A 15,055-nucleotide genomic window follows, 5' to 3' on the forward strand; every position below is an offset into this window, starting at 1 on the left:
CGTTCCTTTTTACCAGCGTCCATCCCAGGCCAGAAAGTTCTGCAGCAGCTGCAGGCCATTGGTGTGGCTCTTTTCCGGGTGGAATTGGGTGGCGAATATATTGTCCTGGGCCAGTGCGGCGGCAAAATCCACGCCGTAATGGCAGCGCCCGGCCATCTGGGTCTGCTTGCCCGGACGGGCGTAATAGCTGTGCACGAAGTAGAAACGGCCGTCCTGCTCGATGCGGTGCCACAGCGGGTGGTCGATGGTCTGCTTGACCTGATTCCAGCCCATGTGCGGCACCTTCAGGCGCTGGCCCTCTTCGGTCAGGTTGTCGCCGAAGAATCTCACTGCACCGGGGAACAGGCCAAGCCCGTCCACGCCGCCATTCTCTTCGCTGTGCTCGAGCAGCATCTGCATGCCGACGCAGATGCCGAGCAGGGGCTTCTCCTCCACCAGCTGGCGCACCACCTGGTCCAGCCCCAGCCGGCGCACTTCCGTGATGCAGTCGCGGATAGCCCCCACGCCCGGCAGGACTACCCGGTCTGCATCCAGAATCTGCTGCGGTTCACTGGTGACCAGCACCTGTCTGGCACCGGCGTGTTCCAGTGCCTTGGCAACCGAATGCAGGTTGCCCATGCCGTAATCGATGACGGCGACTGATCCCATTTACAGCGAACCCTTGGTCGAGGGAATCCGGTCACCCATGCGCGGGTCGATTTCCAGCGCCATGCGCAGCGCGCGGCCGAAGGCCTTGAACACCGTCTCGATCTGGTGGTGGGTGTTCTGCCCGCGCAGGTTGTCGATGTGCAGGGTTACCAGTGCATGGTTGACGAAGCCCTGGAAGAACTCCTGGAACAGGTCCACATCGAACTTGCCGACCACCGCGCGGGTGAAAGGCACGTGCATCTGCAAACCCGGGCGCCCGGAGAAGTCCAGCGCCACGCGGGACAGGGCCTCGTCCATCGGTACGTAGGAGTGGCCGTAGCGGCGCAGACCCTTCTTGTCGCCCACTGCCCTGGCAAAGGCCTGGCCGAGGGTGATGCCAACATCTTCCACGGTGTGGTGATCGTCGATGTGCAGGTCGCCGCGACATTCGATGTGCATGTCGATCAGCCCGTGCCGGGCAACCTGATCCAGCATGTGCTCGAGGAAGGGAACACCGATGTCGAAGTGGGCCTGGCCGGTACCGTCCAGGTTGATCTCCACCTTGATCTGGGTTTCCGAGGTGTTGCGCTCGACACTTGCCTTGCGCTCCATCATGGCGATTCTCCACAAATATGTAATTCAGGGGCCGGCATTATACGTGCTGGCCATGGCCCGGGGCTATAGAAAGCCGGGATTGGCGACCGGGAGCGGGTACTTCACCGGGAGTCGCGTCCTCCTGCTGCAGCTTCTCCTGCGCCAGGGCCCGGTCTTGCGCGTCGGCATCCAGGCCCTGCTGATCCAGCTCGGCAGGGTGGTAGCGCAGATCGACCAGTACCGGGAAGTGATCCGAGCCGATGTGCGGCAAGCGCCGGATGCCGGCCAGGGTGAAATGGCTGCTGTGGAAGATATGGTCCAGCGGCCAGCGCAGAAACCAGTGGTCGGCATGGAAGGTGTTGAACATGCCCCGGCCGACACGGGGGTCGAGAAGACCGCTGATCTTGCGGAACAGGCGGGTGGTGGTGGACCAGGCGACATCGTTCAGATCACCGGTGACGATGATTGGCGCATGGCTGTTCTCGATGCGCCGGGCGACCAGCAGCAGCTCCACATCGCGCTCGGTGGATTCGTCGTTCTCCGTCGGGCTTGGTGGTGCAGGGTGCAGGAAGTGCACCTGGACAGAGTGGCCACCGGGCAGCTCGACCAGGGTATGGATGGACGGCACGTCCTGCTCCACCAGCCAGGCGATTTCGGCGTCGTGCAGCGGCAGGCGGGAGTACACGTGCATGCCGTAGAGGTTTTCCAGCGGACAGGCGACCCGGTGCGGGTAGTCACTCAGCCTGTCCAGCTGCTGTTGCCAGCGCGCGTTGGACTCCAGGGTGACGAAGATGTCGGGCTGATGCTCCCGGATCAGGCCCAGCAGCAGTTCGTGGCGTCGGTTGGTTTCCAGCACGTTGGCGACCAGAATGCGCAGGGGTCTGCCGTCTTCCACCGCCCAGCGGACCTCCTTTCGCCACAGCCGGGTATAGGGCAGGATCCACCAGGCCTGCCAGGCCAGGCAGGTCGCCGCCGCCCCGAGCAGCGCCCAGCTTGCGGGATGGGCCAGATCCAGCAACGCGAGCGCGGCGACGATCAGCAGAGCGGCAAGGGTCGCGAGCTGCAGCCGGGGAAAATCCCACACGCGCACCCACCAGGCGGTATGCCGGCTCAGCGGTAACAGTGTCAGCAGCACGAGCAGACCGGTCAGCAGGCCGATGATGATCCATGCCATGGGTGAGCAACTCCGGTGAAATCGGAAGTCTATCCTAGCGCATGGTGTTGCTGCCGGGTGGTAACCTGACGACACAACCATTAATGTTTCCTGATCACAGCGATTTGCCGGAGTCCCCATGAAAAAGCTAGCCAGAATCGTCGGTCTGGTGGTCCTCGCTCTTGTCGTTCTGGCGGTGGGAGTGCTGTTCTTCCTCACCCGCATGTTCGACCCCAACGACTACAAGGAGCAGATACAGCAGGCCGCCCGCGAACAGGCGAACGTCGAGCTCACCCTGGGCGGTGAGATCGGCTGGTCACTGTTCCCCTGGCTGGGTATCGAACTGCAGGAAGTCGGCATTGCGCCGGTGGACCAGCCCGCGCAGCCGCTGGCGCAGGTAGGCAGCATGGGCCTGGGGGTCGAGGTATTACCACTGCTGCGCCGCCAGTTGCGCATGAGTGACGTGATTCTGGACAGCATCACCCTGAACCTGGAAGTGGACGAGAATGGCGCCGCCAACTGGTCGAGCATAGGGCCTCAGGGCGACCCGGCGGAGGAAGGCGAAGCGGTGGAGGAAGGGCGCGCCGCAGCGGAGGAGGAGGCCGAGCAGCATGGCGAGCTCGACGTCACCGTACAGAGCGTGCGCATCACCAATGCGCGGATCAACTACGTGGATCGCCAGAAGGATCAGCGCATCGTGCTCGAGGAGGTCAATCTCAGCACCGGCGCGCTGCTGGAAGGGGAGGCCTTCGACGTCGAGTTTCTGGGCCTGCTGACCACTACCCAGCCGGCCATGCGCGTGCGCATCGACCTGAACACCGTGGCCAGTTTCGATCTGCAGGCCGAGCGTTATCAGCTCGACGGTTTCGACCTCAGGCTCGATGCCAGCGGCGACCCCTTCAACGGCCGTGCGGTGGGCATGCGCCTGCAGGGGGACAGCGTCATCGACCTCGCCGCGCAGACTGCCGAACTGCAGCAACTGCGCCTGTCGCTGGCCGACCTGCGCGCCACCGGAGCCGTCAGCGCCTCCCAGCTTGATGGAGACATGCAGCTGGCCGGAAACATCAATGTCGCCGAATTCGACGCCAGAAAGCTGATGCATGCGCTGGGTCAGTCGCTTCCGGAAATGGCCGGCGCCGACGCCCTGAGCAAGGTTGCGCTGAGCGGCGAGATTGATGGCAGTGCCGACAGCCTCATGCTCAACAACATGCAGCTGGTGGTCGATGGTACCGAAATGACCGGCAGCCTGGGGCTTGCCAGCTTCGAGACGCAGGCGCTGCGCTTCGATCTTGCCGGATCCAGCCTGAACATCGATCACTATCTGCCGCCGCCGTCCGCGGGAGAGAGCGCAGCGACGCCGGCCTCCGCCCCGGCAGCCGCTCAGGGAGGCAGCAGCTCTCAGGCAGCGCCGGAGCCCTGGAGCAATGAGTCGGTGCTGCCAATGGAAACCCTCGCCGGCCTGAACGTGGTCGGCAGTCTGGACATGCAGCAGGTGCAGCTCACCGGCCAGCGCATCAGCCCGTTCCGCATGGCGCTGCAGGCCCGTGACGGCCATCTGCAGCTGCGCCAGTTCGAGGGCGGCGTATTCGGCGGACAGTTCGCTGCCAGCGGAACGATCAATGCCGGCCGGATGCCCGCGCCGATCAGCCTGACCGCCAGCCTCTCCGGCATGGATTCCCAGGCACTGCAGCGGGCCTACGAGGTTCCGGAGCAGTTCCGGGGGCGGCTCAACCTCGAGCTGAACCTGAAGACCCAGGGCAACAGCGTGCGCAGCTGGGTCAATGCCCTCAACGGTGAAGCGCGCTTCGATGTGGCGGACGGAGCCCTGCTCGGGGTGAATCTCGAGCACCGGCTGTGTCAGGCCATCGCCTTGGCCAACCGCGAACAGCTGAGCTCGGACTTCGGTGCCGACACCACGCCCTTCGACACACTCAGCGGCAGCTTCCGGATCGTCAACGGTACAGTGCAGAGCCGCGACCTGACAGCAGCGCTGCCGGGGATAACCGCCCGCGGCAACGGGGACATCAATCTGCCGGATCAACGCCTTGATTACGGTGTCGGCCTGGTGCTGCAGGGCGATCAGCGGGAGATGCCCGATCCGGCGTGCCGGATCAACGAGCGCTATGTCGGCATCGAGTGGCCGCTGCGCTGCGAGGGCTACCTGCACAACGCGGCGAAGAGCTGCGGGGTGGACACCCAGGGCGTCACCCGTATCGCCGGTCAGCTGCTGCGCAACGAGGCCGAGCGCAAGATCGAGGACAAGGTCAGCGAGAAGCTGGAAGAGAAATTGGGCGACAAGGCACCGGAAGTGCGCGACGCCATCAGAGGGTTGTTCAACCGGTGAGTGAGGAATTTTCCCGCGCGGTACTGACCTGGTATGACCAGTTCGGGCGCAAGGACCTGCCCTGGCAGCAGGACATGACACCTTACCGCGTGTGGGTTTCGGAGATCATGCTGCAGCAGACCCAGGTGGCTACGGTGATCCCGTACTACGCGCGTTTCATGCGGGCCTTGCCGGATGTGCAGGCGCTGGCAGCGGCGGACGCCGATGAGGTGCTGCATCTGTGGACCGGGCTGGGCTACTACAGCCGCGCGCGCAGCCTGCACAGGACCGCGCAGATAGTGGTGGATGAGCACGGTGGCGAGTTTCCCGTGGGCGTCGATGCACTGCAGGCACTGCCGGGCATCGGCCGCTCCACGGCCGGGGCCATCGCCAGCCTGAGCATGGGGCTGCGCGCACCGATTCTCGACGGCAATGTGAAGCGCGTGCTGGCCCGCTACCACGCGGTGGAAGGCTGGCCGGGAACAAGGGCGGTGGAGGACCGGATGTGGGAGATTGCCGAGCGGTACACGCCGCCCCGGCGGTTCAACCACTACACCCAGGCGATGATGGACCTGGGCGCCACCCTGTGCACCCGCAGCAAACCATCCTGTCTGCTGTGCCCTGTGCAGGCCGGTTGCGAGGCGCGCAGGCTGGGCACGCCCACTGCCTACCCGCACTCCAAGCCGCGCAAGGCCCTGCCGGTACGCCAGTGCATCATGCCGCTGATGGTCAACCCGGATGGCGACATCTGGTTGCAGCGCCGGCCGGACAGCGGCCTCTGGGGCGGGCTCTGGTGTCCTCCCCAGCTGGATGACCGCGGCGAGCTCGAGCAACTGCTGCAACAGAACGGCTGGCAACTGCGCCAGCAGCAGGAGCTGGAGCCGCTGCGGCACACCTTCAGCCATTTTCACCTTGATATCCAGCCGCTGCTGGTGCGCGTGCAGCCGACATCCGGCGTGGCCGAAGCCGGGCAGCTCTGGTATAACCTGCGCCAGCCCACCCGCCTGGGCCTGGCCGCACCGGTCAGCAAACTGCTCGAGCGGGTAGAGCGGATTCTGGCTGCCTGAGAGGAGATGCCCATGTCACGCATGGTTTTATGCCGTAAATACAAACAGGAACTGCCTGGCCTCGAACGCCCGCCTTACCCCGGCCCCAAAGGGGAGGAAATCTTCCGCGACGTGTCGAAGAAGGCCTGGGATGAATGGCAGGCGCACCAGACCATGCTGATCAACGAGCGTCGTCTGAACATGATGGACGCCGAGGATCGCAGGTTCATCCAGCAGGAAATGGACAAGTTCCTGGCCGGCGAAGAGTACGCCCAGGCCGAGGGGTATGTGCCCCCTTCAGCCTAAGCGGCTGATAAAAGTAAAATATTTGCGGGCGATGCTTGACATGTATCGCCCCGAATCGTTTAATAGCGCCCCGTTGCCCGGGTAGCTCAGTCGGTAGAGCAGGGGATTGAAAATCCCCGTGTCGGCGGTTCGATTCCGTCCCCGGGCACCATTATTCCAGGCCCGCTGGCTCATCCCAGCGGGCTTTTTCATTTGTGCGACTTTTATCGGGAAGGCCATCCTGACTGTTGGTCAGACCCAGCGGCTGTGCTAGCTTTGCGGCATTGCTTCACTTTGGATACTTTTACGTGACACCTCCAGCTCTCGAAGTGCGTAACCTGCACAAGCGCTACGGCGACCTTGAAGTGCTCAAGGGTATCGACCTGGTCGCCCACGACGGCGACGTGATTTCCATCCTCGGCTCATCCGGTTCCGGCAAGAGCACCCTGTTGCGCTGCATCAATCTGCTGGAAAATCCCCACAAGGGCCAGATCCTGGTGGCCGGCGAAGAGCTCAGGCTCAAGCCGCGCCGCGATGGTGCGCTGGTCGCCGCAGACAATGCCCAGATCAACCGGCTGCGCGCCCGGGTCGGCTTCGTCTTCCAGAGCTTCAATCTGTGGCCGCACATGACCATCCTCGACAACATCATCGAGGCGCCCCGTCGGGTGCTCGGCCAGTCCAAGGCTGATGCCATTGCCGCTGCCGAGGTGTTTCTGGAGAAGGTCGGCATTGCCGACAAGCGTCACGCCTTCCCCTCACAGCTTTCCGGTGGCCAGCAGCAGCGGGCCGCCATCGCCCGCACCCTGGCCATGAAGCCGCGGGTGATCCTGTTCGACGAGCCCACCTCCGCACTGGACCCGGAAATGGTCAATGAGGTCCTGATGGTGATCAGGGCGCTGGCCGAGGAAGGACGTACTATGCTGTTGGTGACTCACGAAATGAGCTTTGCCCGCCAGGTGTCCAGCAAGGTGGTATTTCTGCATCAGGGCCAGGTGGAAGAGATGGGTACGCCGGAACAGGTGTTCGATAACCCCACATCCGAGCGTTGCAGACAGTTCATGTCCAGCCATAAGAAGGAGCAGTATCGATGAAGAGCTACAAGGCAGTTCTCCTGGCGGCCCTGGCCGCCGTATTCCTGGGTGGTCAGGCAGTGGCGGCCGACAAGCTGCGCATCGGTACCGAAGGCGCCTATCCTCCCTTCAACGAAATCGACAACACCGGCAAGGCGGTCGGCTTCGACCTGGATATCGCCCACGCCCTGTGCGAGAAGATGGGCGCCGAGTGCAGCGTGGTGACCTCCGACTGGGATGGCATCATTCCGGCACTGAACACCCGTCGCTTCGACTTCCTGGTCGCCTCCATGTCGATCACCGAGGAGCGCAAGCGTGCGGTGGACTTCACCGAACCCTACTACACCAACAAGCTGCAGTTCGTCGCGCCGAAGAACAGCGACTTCACGGTGAGTGAGGACTATCTCAAGGGCAAGACCATCGGCGCCCAGCGCGCGACCATTGCCGGTCAGTGGCTGGAAGAAAACCTCGACGACGTGGTCAGCATTCGCCTGTATGACACCCAGGAGAACGCGTATCTGGACATGGCCTCCGGCCGTATCGATGGTGTGCTGGCGGACGTCTTCGTGCAGTACGAATGGCTGCAGACCGAAGCCGGTGCCGATTTCGAGTTCAAGGATGATCCGGTGTTCGATGATGACAAGATCGGCATTGCCGTACGCAAGGGCGACCCGCTGCGCGAGCGCCTGAACAAGGCGCTGGCCGAGATCATCGAAGACGGCACCTACGAGAAAATCAACGCGAAGTACTTCCCCTTCAGCATCCGCTGACGGATAACCGGGCCCTGAGGGGCCCGGTTGCGCATATCAGACCTTACTCTCATGCCTGAATTACACGGATTTGGTCCGGCCCTTCTGGAAGGGACCTGGATGACCATACGCCTGTCGCTGGCCTCGGTCGCGCTGGGCCTGCTGCTGGGCCTGCTCGGTGCCAGCGCCAAGATTGCCAACAATGTCGCGCTGCGCGGAATCGGCGGTTTCTATACCTCGGTGGTGCGCGGGGTACCCGAGACCCTGTGGGTGCTGATGGCCTACTACGGCACCACCTCGATGATGAACTGGCTGGGCAGCCACTTCGGTAATCCGTACCTGACCCTCAGCCCGTTTCTGGCCGGCACCATTGCCCTGGGCCTTTGCTTTGGTGCCTATGCCACCGAAGTGTTCCGCGGTGCGCTGCTGTCGCTGCCGCCGGGCCAGCGCGAGGCGGGGCTGGCACTGGGCATGTCCCGGCCGCGCATCTTCTGGCGCATCACCCTGCCGCAGTTGTGGCGGGTGGCGCTGCCGGGGCTTGGCAACCTCTATCTCATCCTGCTCAAGGATACTGCGCTGGTCTCGCTGATTTCACTGGAGGAGGTCATGCGCAAGGCGCAGGTGGCAGCCAACTCGACCAAGGAGCCCTTCACCTTCTATTTCATGGCGGCGCTGATCTACCTCGGCCTGACCGTGATCATCATGGCGGCCCTGCACTGGTTTGAACACCGGGCCAACCGCGGTTATGCGAGGACCGAACTGTGACCTGGGCTGAACGTTGGGAAATGATCGTCCGCTGGGCGCCGATGCTGTGGGAAGGCACCCTGGTCACCCTGGAGCTGGTCGGCATCGCGGTAGTGGTGGGGTTGTTCTTCGCCATCCCGCTGGGCCTGGGGCGCGCCTCCCGGCACTGGTACGTACGGGCGCTGCCGTACGGCTACATCTTCTTCTTCCGCGGCACGCCACTGCTGCTGCAGCTGTTTCTCGTGTACTACGGGCTGTCGCAGTTCCAGGTGGTGCGCGAGAGCGCGCTCTGGCCCTATCTGCGCGAGCCGTACTGGTGCGCGCTGATCACCATGACCCTGCATACCGCCGCCTATATCGCCGAGATCCTGCGCGGCGCCATCCAGGCGGTACCGCCCGGTGAAGTGGAAGCGGCCCGGGCGCTGGGCATGTCCAAGCGCCAGGCGTTGCAGCACATCATCCTGCCGCGGGCGATCCGCATCGGCCTGCCGGCCTACGGCAACGAAGTCATCCTGATGCTCAAGGCCAGCGCCGTGGTCTACACGGTGACCCTGCTGGACATCATGGGCGTGGTGCGCACGCTCAACGCGCGGACCTATCAGTACGAGATGTTCTTCCTGATTGCCGGCCTGATCTATCTGGTCATCACCCTGGTGTTCACCCAGCTGTTCAGGCTGCTCGAACGCTGGCTGAAAGTGGATGCCAGCCGCAGCCGCTGAAGCGGGCATCGACTACGCTGCCCGCTTTGCCGAACTGGATGCCTGGTTGCTTGAACACCAGGGCATCTGGCGGCCACGCCCCTTCACGATCCCCGTCCTGCCATGGGAAGCGGATTACCCCCAACTTGCCCGCTGGCTGCGCAGCCGCTCGCTGGAACAGGCTGAAGCCGCGCACAACCAGCCGCAGTGGCTGGATGCTCCCGAACCCTTTGCCCGCCTCGCAGTGCAGGCCCAGCGGCTGGCCGAATTGCCGACATGGGAAGCTCCGCCTGCCGCAGCATTGCCTGACCTGCTGAGCAGACATGTACCGGGTCGAAAATGGCAGCAGATCACGCTGTTCGCCGACCAGGCCCGGCAACGCTGGCAGTTGCCGACCCGACACTGGCTCGACTGGTGCGCCGGCAAGGGGCACCTTGGCCGGCTGCTGGCCTGGCAGGGTGGCCAGCCGCTGACCTGTCTTGAGCGGGACCCTGCCTTGAACAGGCAGGGCGCCGAGCTCGGGCTGCAGCTGGGAATAGCCAGCCAGCACCTCGATGCGGATGTACTCGCGCCAGATAGCTGGCAACACCTGCAACCGCAGCACAGCGTCGTCGCCCTGCATGCCTGTGGTGAATTGCATATGACCCTGCTGCAGGTAGCCGCAGCGCGGGGATGCAGCCAGCTGGCGCTGTCACCGTGCTGCTATAACCGCATCAGTACAGACCATTACCAGCCCCTGTCCCGAGCTGCCTGCGACAGTCAGCTCAGGTTGACGAGGGAGGAGCTGGGCCTCCCCCTTCAGGAAAGCGTCACCGCCGGCCAGCGGGTTCGCCGTCTGCGCGACCAGTCCATGGCGTGGCGACTGGCATTCGATATCTGGCAGCGCCAGGCCAGGGAAGTGGACAGCTACCTGCCGACCCCGCCGCGACCGGAGGCCGCCTTCAGACAGGGCATCGCACCGTTCTGTCGGGATCTGGCCGCGCATCATGGCCTGCGGCTGCCGGAGCCGCCCGATTGGGCGGCGTTGGAGCAGCAGGGCTGGGAGCGCCTGGCACAGGTACGCAACCTCGAACTTCTCCCCGGCCTGTTCCGCCGGCCGCTGGAGGTCTGGCTGTTGCTGGACCGGGCACTGTTTCTGCAGGAGCAGGGCTACCGCGTGGAGCTTGGGCAGTTCTGTGCACAGCATCTGACGCCTCGTAACCTGCTGCTGGTGGCGGAAAGGCCGGCACAGCTAACTCCCAACCAGTGAACCGGTTGCGCACAGAGTTATCCACAGATTTCAGTGTTGCTCAGTTATCCCCGAACGTTGTGCATAAGACTGTTGATGGCCGCTTGGTAACCCCCTGTGAGCCTTTGGTGACGCGGCTTACAGCGAGGCGTACAGAAAATGATCAGTGTGGACGATACGCGGAAACAATGACTTACGAGCTGATCATCAAGTGTTGGGCGAGAAGTAGTGCACAAGTGACGAATGGCCGCACCGAGCGCTGAATTTGCCGTTTCAGGCATGCCCGAGCTTTACAGTTGCTGCCGACTCTATATAATGCAAACCCGCGCCGGTATAGCTCAGCTGGTAGAGCAACTGACTTGTAATCAGTAGGTCCCGGGTTCGACTCCTGGTGCCGGCACCACCATGCAAAAGGCCCGCAGAAATGCGGGCCTTTTTTATTGCTGCAGTCTTCAGCGCAACATCAATAATGGCGTCGTACACCGTCGCAGCATGGTAGTCGTAGTGCTGCCGATGAAGAATTCGCGGATGCGCGAATGGCCGTAGGCGCCCATTGCCAGCAGATCCAGCTGATGCTCCTGCTGATAGCCCAGCAGCGTGTCCTCTACCTCGCCGGACAGCAGCGCCGTGTGCGTCTCGTAGCCGGCGCCTCGCAGCCGCTCGGCGGCGGCATCCAGCTGCTGCCGGTGCCTGTCGCTCTGCGCCGCCACCATCACCAGGTGGATCGGCAGGCCACGCAGCAGGGGGCTGGCGCAGATCATATCGATGCCCTTGTCGGCGGTGGCGCTGCCATCGAAGGCGAGCAGCACGCTGCGCGGGATGCGGAACTCGGTAGGTGTGACCAGTACCGGGCGGCGCATGCTGCGTATGGCATTCTCCAGCTGGCTGCCGATCAGCTGGCTCGGCCGGGTGCTGTCCTCGCCGCGCTTGCCGATCACCAGCAGGCGGATGTTCTCTTCCTGCTCCATCAGCGTCTCGACCAGATTGCCATGGCGGTGCATGGCCTGTGGCGCTGCGTAGCCCGCATCCACCACGCGCTGACAGGCGGCCCTTAGGGTCAGTTCGCCCTGCTCGCGGGCCAGTCGGGCGCGCTTCTCGTCCAGCCGGGCCAGCTCTTCGAGCAGCTGCTCGCGGCTGTCCATACCGATATTTCCGCTCAGGTCGTCGGACTGTGGATACAGCGCCCGATCGAGCACATGCAGCAGGACCAGCGGGGCATCCAGTTGCTGGCTGGCCCAGGCAGCGTAATCGCATACCGCCGGGGCGGAGCGGGAGCCATCAATGCAGGCGATGATATCGGTCATGTGAGCGTCCTCTCGTCATTGGCCCATCAGCTTGTCGACGGCGTCCGGCTTGTCGTGCACGCCGAAGCGGTCGACGATGGTGGCGCTGGCCTGGTTGAGCCCGAGCACTTCCACTTCGGTGCCCTCGCGGCGGAACTTGATGACTACCTTGTCCAGCGAGGATACCGCGGTAATGTCCCAGAAGTGCGCGCTGCTCAGGTCAATCACCACCTTGTCCAGTACTTCCCTGAAGTCGAATGCGCCGATGAACTTGTCCGCGGAGCTGAAGAACACCTGCCCGGTCACCTTGTAGGTTCGCTGCCTGCCTGACGCATCCAGGGTGGAACTGATAGCCAGATAATGCCCGACCTTGTTGGCAAAGAACAGCGAGGCCAGCAGCACGCCGGCCAGTACACCGAAGGCAAGGTTGTGGGTCCACACCACCACGGCGACGGTCACCAGCATGACGATGTTGGTCGACAGCGGATAGCGCTTGAGGTCGCGCACCGAGGCCCAGCTGAAGGTGCCGATGGACACCATGATCATCACCGCGACCAGCGCGGCCATCGGAATCTGCCGGACCCAGTCGCTCAGAAAGACCACCAGGATCAGCAGCACGACCCCGGCAATCAGGCAGGACAGGCGGGTACGCCCGCCCGATTTCACGTTGATCACCGACTGGCCGATCATCGCGCAGCCGGCCATGCCTCCCATCAGGCCGGAGGCAATGTTGGCCACGCCCTGGCCCTTGCACTCGCGGTTCTTGTCGCTGGGGGTGTCGGTCAGGTCATCGACGATGGTCGCGGTCATCATCGACTCCAGCAGGCCGACCACAGCCAGCGCGGCGGAGTAGGGGAAGATGATCGCCAGCGTCTCGAAGTTCAGCGGCACATCCGGCCAGAGGAACACCGGCAGGGTGTCCGGCAGCTCGCCCATATCGCCAACGGTGCGGATATCCAGCCCCAGATACAGCGACACGGCGGTGAGCGTCAGGATGCATACCAGCGGCGAGGGCAGCAGTTTGCCGATGCGCGGCACGTAGGGGAACAGATAGATGATGGCCAGGCCCGCTGCACACATGGCATAGACATGCCAGGTCACGTTCACCAGCTCCGGCAGCTGGGCCATGAAGATGAGAATGGCCAGCGCGTTGACGAAGCCGGTCACCACCGAGCGCGAGACGAAGCGCATCAGCCCGCCCAGCTTCAGATACCCGGCCAGAATCTGCAGCGCACCGCACAGCAGGGTGGCGGCCAGCAGATACTCCAGCCCGTGTTCACGCACAAGGGTCACCATGAGCAGTGCCATGGCACCGGTGGCGGCGGAGATCATGCCGGGACGACCGCCGGTGAAGGCAATCACCACGGCGATACAGAAGGAGGCGTACAGTCCGACCTTGGGGTCGACGCCGGCAATGATGGAGAAGGCGATGGCCTCGGGAATCAGTGCCAGAGCAACCACCAGGCCGGAGAGAATGTCTCCGCGGATGTTGGAAAACCATTCCTGTTTCAGGGTGTAAAGCATGTTCTGTCTCAACTGCAGGCGCGTGGATGGCATCAGGCCGGCGCGGGAAAAACGGCAGAAGCTGTCGATTGAGGCGCAGGCTGGTCGCCCGCTGGACAGCAGTGAAGATGACGTTGAGAGGGGAACGCTACGGCGGCGTAGGCTGCGAGAAGGTCATAGTCGGTTCTGTCTGGTAAGAGGCTTGCTTGGGGCGCTGACTATACCGTAACGGGGACGGGGAATCGAACCTGCCCGCCGCCACCCTCCCTGGCGGCGGGCAGTTCCAACATCAAACCGCGGTGGCGCGCGCCCTGCGCCGCAGCAGGACAAAGCCGGTCATCAGCCCGAGCACAGCGGCGATCACCGAGCCGACAAGCACGCCCAGCTTGGCTGCACCCAGCAGGTTCGGATCAGTGAAGGCCAGCATGCCGATAAAGATCGACATGGTGAAGCCGACCCCGGCGAACAGGCTCACAAGCCAGATGCCTCCCCAGCTCACGCCCACCGGCAATGTACACAGTCTCAGGCGCACCATCAGCCAGGCCATAACCACAATACCCAGGGGTTTGCCCAGCACAAGCCCGGCTATCACGCCTATGGTGACCCACTGTGCGCCATCGACCGTGAGATCAATGCCATCCAGAGTGATGCCGGCGTTGGCAAGGGCGAAGATCGGCATTACTCCGAAGGCCACCCAGGGATGCAAGGCATGCTGCACCCGCACCACCGGCGGCATGATTTCGCGCTGTGCCAGGCGCAGCGAGCGCAGATGGGCGCTCATGCTCTCCAGGTCACGACCTGCCGTGGAGGCACGCCCGGTCAGCTCACTGGCCACCCGTGCGAGCATTTCCAGAGGCCGTTCGCGCAGGCGCACCGGGATTACCGGGGTCATCATGCCAAGCACCACGCCGGCGAGGGTCGGGTGGGCACCGGTCATCAGCATGCCGATCCACAGCACCGCACCGGGAAATACATAGGCGAAGGCGTTGCCGATGCCCATCTTCTGCAGTGCCAGCACCATCAGTACGCCAACGCCGGCGACCATGAAACCGCTCGGGTTGAGGCCTTCGGAATAGAACAGCGCGATGATGAGAATCGCGACAATATCGTCGATGATCGCCAGTGCCAGCAGAAAGATCCGTACGTTGCTGGGAATCGAACGACCCAGCAGGGCCAGCAGCCCTACCGCGAAGGCAATATCCGTGGCAGTGGGTATGGCCCAGCCGTCCAGCCCGGCGCTGCCGTGGTTGAGCGCCACGTAGATCAACGCTGGCGCCACTACGCCTCCGGCAGCCGCAGCGATCGGCAGCATTGCCTGACGCAGATTGCTCAGCGAACCTTCGTGGATCTCCCGCTTGACCTCCATGCCCACCACGAGAAAGAACACTGTCATCAGGACGTCATTCACCCAGAAGTGCAGCGGCTGGGAGAAGGTGACGTTGCCCAGGCCGATGGACAGCGGTATGTGCCACAACTCGTGATAGGAAGGAGCATAGGCAGAGTTGGCCCAGATCAGGGCGATGGCGGCAGCCACCAGCAGGACGATGCCGCTGGAAGCCTGGATATGCATGAAGCGCTCAACGGTGGCAAAGGCCCGCTGAGCAAAAAGCTGGGCACGAGGCAAATCCTGCCCGGAATGAGGGTGGGTCATCTGGAGTCTCCAGCGCGGGCGGCCCGACCCACGCAAAAACCTGTCCTTACCGCAACATCGCGGCGACACACCTTGGGGGCGGAATATAGCGGCTGGGTCAA

Annotated in this window: 14 protein-coding genes and 2 tRNA genes; 10 read left to right on the plus strand and 6 right to left on the minus strand. The window is 63.5% G+C overall.

Annotated elements, in window-relative coordinates:
- Positions 1-9: 9 nt before the first annotated feature.
- The 3 genes from hisH to IEW63_RS11205 are packed head-to-tail and all read right to left on the minus strand — an operon-like array spanning position 10 to position 2,395.
- Positions 10-648: an imidazole glycerol phosphate synthase subunit HisH gene (gene hisH, locus IEW63_RS11195; protein WP_188636724.1), complete on the minus strand. Its 639-nt coding sequence runs from the start codon at positions 646-648 to the stop codon at positions 10-12.
- The gene (gene hisB, locus IEW63_RS11200; protein ID WP_188636725.1) at positions 649-1,242 is read right to left on the minus strand and encodes an imidazoleglycerol-phosphate dehydratase HisB; all 594 of its coding nucleotides are present in this window, start codon (positions 1,240-1,242) and stop codon (positions 649-651) included.
- Between the two features lie 37 nt (positions 1,243-1,279).
- Complete coding sequence (locus tag IEW63_RS11205) at positions 1,280-2,395, minus strand: endonuclease/exonuclease/phosphatase family protein (RefSeq protein WP_188636726.1); 1,116 nt, start codon at positions 2,393-2,395, stop codon at positions 1,280-1,282.
- A gap of 118 nt (positions 2,396-2,513) precedes the next feature.
- On the opposite strand from IEW63_RS11205, the gene IEW63_RS11210 reads away from it, so the two are divergent.
- From IEW63_RS11210 to IEW63_RS11255, 10 genes are all read left to right on the plus strand, one after another.
- Positions 2,514-4,718 carry an AsmA family protein gene (locus IEW63_RS11210; RefSeq protein ID WP_188636727.1) on the plus strand — a complete coding sequence of 735 codons (2,205 nt, stop codon included), beginning with the start codon at positions 2,514-2,516 and terminating at the stop codon, positions 4,716-4,718.
- Positions 4,715-5,764, plus strand: coding sequence for an A/G-specific adenine glycosylase (gene mutY / locus IEW63_RS11215; protein ID WP_188636728.1), 1,050 nt, complete (start codon positions 4,715-4,717; stop codon positions 5,762-5,764). Before IEW63_RS11210 ends, mutY begins: the two co-directional genes overlap by 4 nt.
- Positions 5,765-5,776: 12 nt before the next feature.
- The gene (locus tag IEW63_RS11220) at positions 5,777-6,049 is read left to right on the plus strand and encodes an oxidative damage protection protein (RefSeq protein WP_188636729.1); all 273 of its coding nucleotides are present in this window, start codon (positions 5,777-5,779) and stop codon (positions 6,047-6,049) included.
- 75 nt (positions 6,050-6,124) lie between these two features.
- A tRNA-Phe gene (locus tag IEW63_RS11225) sits at positions 6,125-6,200 on the plus strand.
- 136 nt (positions 6,201-6,336) lie between these two features.
- Complete coding sequence (locus IEW63_RS11230; RefSeq protein ID WP_188636730.1) at positions 6,337-7,119, plus strand: ABC transporter ATP-binding protein; 783 nt, start codon at positions 6,337-6,339, stop codon at positions 7,117-7,119.
- Positions 7,116-7,868, plus strand: coding sequence for an ABC transporter substrate-binding protein (locus tag IEW63_RS11235; RefSeq protein WP_188636731.1), 753 nt, complete (start codon positions 7,116-7,118; stop codon positions 7,866-7,868). Before IEW63_RS11230 ends, IEW63_RS11235 begins: the two co-directional genes overlap by 4 nt.
- A 51-nt stretch (positions 7,869-7,919) precedes the next feature.
- Positions 7,920-8,612, plus strand: coding sequence for an ABC transporter permease (locus IEW63_RS11240; RefSeq protein ID WP_188636732.1), 693 nt, complete (start codon positions 7,920-7,922; stop codon positions 8,610-8,612).
- A 20-nt stretch (positions 8,613-8,632) separates the two neighbouring features.
- Positions 8,633-9,310 carry an ABC transporter permease gene (locus IEW63_RS11245; RefSeq protein ID WP_188636865.1) on the plus strand — a complete coding sequence of 226 codons (678 nt, stop codon included), beginning with the start codon at positions 8,633-8,635 and terminating at the stop codon, positions 9,308-9,310.
- Entirely contained in the window at positions 9,291-10,538 is a 1,248-nt protein-coding gene (locus IEW63_RS11250; protein ID WP_188636733.1) for a methyltransferase, read from the plus strand. Before IEW63_RS11245 ends, IEW63_RS11250 begins: the two co-directional genes overlap by 20 nt.
- A gap of 306 nt (positions 10,539-10,844) precedes the next feature.
- Positions 10,845-10,920, plus strand: a tRNA-Thr gene (locus IEW63_RS11255).
- 49 nt (positions 10,921-10,969) lie between these two features.
- Here the strand turns inward: IEW63_RS11255 and IEW63_RS11260 are convergent.
- The 3 genes from IEW63_RS11260 to nhaA all read right to left on the minus strand — a co-directional run bounded on the left by IEW63_RS11260 (position 10,970) and on the right by nhaA (position 14,954).
- Positions 10,970-11,821, minus strand: a complete 852-nt coding sequence (locus IEW63_RS11260; protein WP_188636734.1) for a universal stress protein — start codon at positions 11,819-11,821, stop codon at positions 10,970-10,972.
- A 15-nt stretch (positions 11,822-11,836) separates the two neighbouring features.
- Entirely contained in the window at positions 11,837-13,324 is a 1,488-nt protein-coding gene (locus IEW63_RS11265; RefSeq protein WP_188636735.1) for a SulP family inorganic anion transporter, read from the minus strand.
- Positions 13,325-13,592: 268 nt separating this feature from the next.
- Positions 13,593-14,954, minus strand: a complete 1,362-nt coding sequence (gene nhaA, locus IEW63_RS11270; RefSeq protein WP_188636736.1) for a Na+/H+ antiporter NhaA — start codon at positions 14,952-14,954, stop codon at positions 13,593-13,595.
- Positions 14,955-15,055 lie beyond the last annotated feature (101 nt).

This window comes from Halopseudomonas pertucinogena (assembly GCF_014646575.1).
In the GTDB taxonomy this organism is placed as follows: domain Bacteria; phylum Pseudomonadota; class Gammaproteobacteria; order Pseudomonadales; family Pseudomonadaceae; genus Halopseudomonas; species Halopseudomonas pertucinogena.

What these genes read in the sequence shown, in the direction of transcription:
- hisH (WP_188636724.1), bottom strand. Translation starts at nt 648, where the DNA reads ATGGGATCAGTCGCCGTCATCGATTACGGCATGGGCAACCTGCATTCG.
- hisB (WP_188636725.1), bottom strand. Translation starts at nt 1,242, where the DNA reads ATGATGGAGCGCAAGGCAAGTGTCGAGCGCAACACCTCGGAAACCCAG.
- IEW63_RS11205 (WP_188636726.1), bottom strand. Translation starts at nt 2,395, where the DNA reads ATGGCATGGATCATCATCGGCCTGCTGACCGGTCTGCTCGTGCTGCTG.
- IEW63_RS11210 (WP_188636727.1), top strand. Translation starts at nt 2,514, where the DNA reads ATGAAAAAGCTAGCCAGAATCGTCGGTCTGGTGGTCCTCGCTCTTGTC.
- IEW63_RS11220 (WP_188636729.1), top strand. Translation starts at nt 5,777, where the DNA reads ATGTCACGCATGGTTTTATGCCGTAAATACAAACAGGAACTGCCTGGC.
- IEW63_RS11235 (WP_188636731.1), top strand. Translation starts at nt 7,116, where the DNA reads ATGAAGAGCTACAAGGCAGTTCTCCTGGCGGCCCTGGCCGCCGTATTC.
- IEW63_RS11240 (WP_188636732.1), top strand. Translation starts at nt 7,920, where the DNA reads ATGCCTGAATTACACGGATTTGGTCCGGCCCTTCTGGAAGGGACCTGG.
- IEW63_RS11245 (WP_188636865.1), top strand. Translation starts at nt 8,633, where the DNA reads ATGATCGTCCGCTGGGCGCCGATGCTGTGGGAAGGCACCCTGGTCACC.
- IEW63_RS11250 (WP_188636733.1), top strand. Translation starts at nt 9,291, where the DNA reads ATGCCAGCCGCAGCCGCTGAAGCGGGCATCGACTACGCTGCCCGCTTT.
- IEW63_RS11260 (WP_188636734.1), bottom strand. Translation starts at nt 11,821, where the DNA reads ATGACCGATATCATCGCCTGCATTGATGGCTCCCGCTCCGCCCCGGCG.
- IEW63_RS11265 (WP_188636735.1), bottom strand. Translation starts at nt 13,324, where the DNA reads ATGCTTTACACCCTGAAACAGGAATGGTTTTCCAACATCCGCGGAGAC.
- nhaA (WP_188636736.1), bottom strand. Translation starts at nt 14,954, where the DNA reads ATGACCCACCCTCATTCCGGGCAGGATTTGCCTCGTGCCCAGCTTTTT.